Raw genomic sequence first — 315 nt, 5'->3', positions numbered from 1 at the left:
GTCAGTACCACTTACTTTTGATTCATATCCTGGTACTGCTTGCTCTTTCACTTCATACTTGTATGCTTTACCTTCTGTATCATACGCTGCTAAATCTTTGAATTCGTATTTCCAGCCTGTTACTTTGCTTACTTCTTGCGTCGCAATCACTGTACCATTTTGTAAAAGATCTACTGTAATCATTTCCGGACGATCTTTCGCGTTATCGTCTTTCCATGTCTTCGTTCCTTCTACCTTCGTTTGGCCTACTTTTGTATTTGTGATGTCATAACCATTTACTTTTGGTTCATATCCAGCTATTGGCTGTTCTTTTAC

1 protein-coding gene is annotated in these 315 nt (G+C 38.4%); it reads right to left on the bottom strand.

Annotated elements, in window-relative coordinates:
* A partial coding sequence (locus tag JDS95_RS30675; protein ID WP_206773960.1) for a Cna B-type domain-containing protein occupies positions 1-315 on the bottom strand: 315 nt, incomplete at both ends.

The organism is Bacillus cereus group sp. N24, assembly GCF_016483345.1.
GTDB classification, from domain to species: domain Bacteria; phylum Bacillota; class Bacilli; order Bacillales; family Bacillaceae_G; genus Bacillus_A; species Bacillus_A toyonensis.
The sequence above is the reverse complement of the archived record's forward strand: the minus strand, read 5'-3'. Positions and strand labels throughout refer to the sequence as shown.